A 2,676-nucleotide genomic window follows, 5' to 3' on the forward strand; every position below is an offset into this window, starting at 1 on the left:
CGGCTGCAAATATGCCATTAAGCTCATGAAGGAAAACACCGACGGCAAGGGTGGCTCGATCGTCAATATGTCTTCCCGTTCTGGCATCGTTGGTGTCCCCGGTGCGGCAGCTTACGCGTCAGCCAAAGCCGCTGTCAGAAACCACACAAAATCAGTCGCTCTATATTGTGCACAGCAAGGATATAAAATTCGTTGCAACTCCGTCCATCCAGGCACCATCATGACGGCTTTATGGAAAAACTTGCTCGGGGAAGGCCAGGCCTACGAGGAAAATCTCAAAAAATTTACCCAAGGCACTCCACTAGCTAGATTTGGGACACCTGAGGAAGTAGCCTACGCTGTGCTCTATCTTGCCTCAGACGAATCCTCCTACACGACAGGCTCAGAGCTCGTCATAGACGGTGGCATCCTCGCCGGAACCGAAACTAGCCCAGACACAGGATTGTCAAAATAAAACCAAATATAAACTAGTGCTGAAAAAAGCCTAAACCAGCCGTACTTTGTGGCATCCCGTTCCACATCAATAGTTTCCATTCATCTTTTTTAAACCAGTGAGACTTGTAGGAACAGATCACCACTCCGGCATTGTCTAGCTTGTAGAGGTAACTAGCATTGGCATATTCGCTGGCTGTGAGCTTTTTTCCATGAAGCATATACGACACGACCATGCTCAAAAAAATCCCATGCGTGACCATCAGCATGCGACTATGCCGCCTACTGGCGATAAAGCGTAAAAGCTTTTTGGCCCTAGCCTTGAGGTCGACAAAATTTTCTTCATCTGAAAAACGTAAGTGATCCGGATGGAAGCTCTTGTCTATCCGGTCTACGATTGACTGCACTTCTTGCTCTGCTTGGGAATGTCCCACTATCTCTGACGGATTTCTCCGCTCCACCAGCAAGTCGCAAAAATGGATTTTAAGATAAAGGGTTTCAGCAATGATTTCGGCTGTCTCCCGGGTGCGTTGAAAGGGACTGGAAAAAAGCACCTGGATTTTTTTGGGTTCCCGAGCGAGACCCTCCGCTGCTCGTCTAACCTGCTCTCTACCTTTTAGACTCAGCGGACCATCCGGACCCTGCCTGATCCCTCTAGCATTGAGCTCGCTCTCACCGTGTCGGATAAAATAGATTATTTTCGAGGCCATAAAGGAATTATATACTACGCGAGAGCCTTTTATAATGGTGCCAAATGAGCAATAGGGTGACAGCCTCAAAAAGCGTGAGCAGCAGTGTGAGAGTCGAAAAGGAAACTACCAGCTTGTAGAGTAGATAAAGAATGCCAAGTAAAAACAAGCCGATGGCATAAGGATAAAACCTAATTTTATTTCTGAGCAGCTCGACCACCAAGGCCAGCTTGACGATTCCATATATTAAAAGATAGAGACTCAAAAATATTTGAAGATTGTGGGTCAGGCTCTCGGAAGCTTTCAAAATATAGTTGGATAAAAAGTCATTAGGGTCTTCGAGCAATTCTCCCCGAGTGAGCGACACAAAGATCAGGTTGATCGTCGCCCGGCTGACGACTAGTAAAAATATTCCGGCGGCTAATTCAAAAAAACCATAAATGATTTTTCCGCCCAAAAAAAGCTTAAAGAAAAGGTCATATTCTTTTTCTTTTACTTCTTCTTTCATGCCCTTATTCTATCAGATTGAAAGCAAACGTAAGGTGCTATAATCTTAACACCATGCCTCAGGACCAAAATAGCTCAGACACTATCCGGCTCGAGCCTTCCTGGAAAAAAGTCCTCAAGGAGGAATTTGTAAAGCCTTATTTTAAGGACCTTCAGTCTTTTGTGCGGCAAGAATATCTCAAAGGTGGAGTTTACCCTTTGCCCAAGGATCTTTTTCGCGCTTTTGATATGTGTCCCTACGACAAAGTGAAAGTGATCATTCTTGGACAGGATCCATATCACGGGCCGCGCCAAGCCAACGGACTTTGTTTTGCGGTGCATGAGGACATCAAGCTACCACCTTCGCTCCAAAATATTTTTAAGGAAATTAAAAATGATCTAGGTATCACGCCTGAGCCAAATGGTGATTTGTCTCGCTGGGCGCACCAAGGGGTCCTTTTACTCAATGCTACCTTGACCGTGCGCGCCAGCAGCCCAGGCTCGCATCAAAACAAAGGCTGGGAAGAGTTTACCGATGCAGCCATTGAAAAACTTTCCCAAGATCGCGAAGGCCTCGTCTTTATGCTCTGGGGAAATTATGCCAAAAATAAAGGCCGCCTGATCGACCGCACCAAGCATCTCGTCCTCGAGTCGGCCCACCCCTCGCCTTTCTCGGCCTACAACGGTTTTTTTGGCTGCAAGCATTTTAGTCAGGCGAATGAGTATTTGAAGAAAAATGGAGCGGATGAGATAAGTTGGAAATAAAAAAATTGGAAAGATAAAATAAATTTTTTACTCAATAAACATATAATCATAGTGAATAATCGGCTTGGAATTTTTAGTTCCAATCAATTCCTGGGCTTTTTCATGGCCGTATTGAGCCACACCGAAGCCGATCTTTTCAGCCTTTTCATTTTTAATTTCAATAATATCCCCTTTGCTAAATTTTCCTTCAACTTTGGTGATACCGATAGGCAAAAGACTAATGATTTTATTTTTATCATTAAAAATCCCCTCTGTGCAATCGTTTACATAGACACTTCCTTTAGCCAAGCCCTCTGAATGGGCA

5 protein-coding genes are annotated in these 2,676 nt (G+C 44.7%); 2 read left to right on the forward strand and 3 right to left on the reverse strand.

Translation table 11 applies throughout. The features are described from left to right. On the forward strand, positions 1 to 454 hold a 454-nt coding region (locus PHF79_04210; GenBank protein ID MDD5318984.1), incomplete at its 5' end, for an SDR family oxidoreductase. A 13-nt stretch (positions 455 to 467) separates the two neighbouring features. Here the strand turns inward: PHF79_04210 and PHF79_04215 are convergent. Both PHF79_04215 and PHF79_04220 read right to left on the reverse strand, forming a co-directional pair. Next, the gene (locus tag PHF79_04215) at positions 468 to 1,142 is read right to left on the reverse strand and encodes a histidine phosphatase family protein (GenBank protein MDD5318985.1); all 675 of its coding nucleotides are present in this window, start codon (positions 1,140 to 1,142) and stop codon (positions 468 to 470) included. A 7-nt stretch (positions 1,143 to 1,149) separates the two neighbouring features. Then, the gene (locus PHF79_04220; protein MDD5318986.1) at positions 1,150 to 1,629 is read right to left on the reverse strand and encodes a DUF2127 domain-containing protein; all 480 of its coding nucleotides are present in this window, start codon (positions 1,627 to 1,629) and stop codon (positions 1,150 to 1,152) included. 53 nt (positions 1,630 to 1,682) lie between these two features. On the opposite strand from PHF79_04220, the gene ung reads away from it, so the two are divergent. Further along, the gene (gene ung, locus PHF79_04225; GenBank protein ID MDD5318987.1) at positions 1,683 to 2,372 is read left to right on the forward strand and encodes a uracil-DNA glycosylase; all 690 of its coding nucleotides are present in this window, start codon (positions 1,683 to 1,685) and stop codon (positions 2,370 to 2,372) included. A gap of 27 nt (positions 2,373 to 2,399) precedes the next feature. Here the strand turns inward: ung and PHF79_04230 are convergent. After that, on the reverse strand, positions 2,400 to 2,676 hold a 277-nt coding region (locus tag PHF79_04230; protein MDD5318988.1), incomplete at its 5' end, for a glutamate 5-kinase.

It is taken from the genome of Candidatus Paceibacterota bacterium (genome assembly GCA_028714275.1).
Classification (GTDB): domain Bacteria; phylum Patescibacteriota; class Minisyncoccia; order Phycocordibacterales; family CAINVO01; genus CAINVO01.

Excerpts from the sequence above, each read along its gene's own strand:
- PHF79_04215 (MDD5318985.1), bottom strand. The coding sequence starts at position 1,142 with ATGGCCTCGAAAATAATCTATTTTATCCGACACGGTGAGAGCGAGCTC.
- ung (MDD5318987.1), top strand. The coding sequence starts at position 1,683 with ATGCCTCAGGACCAAAATAGCTCAGACACTATCCGGCTCGAGCCTTCC.
- PHF79_04220 (MDD5318986.1), bottom strand. The coding sequence starts at position 1,629 with ATGAAAGAAGAAGTAAAAGAAAAAGAATATGACCTTTTCTTTAAGCTT.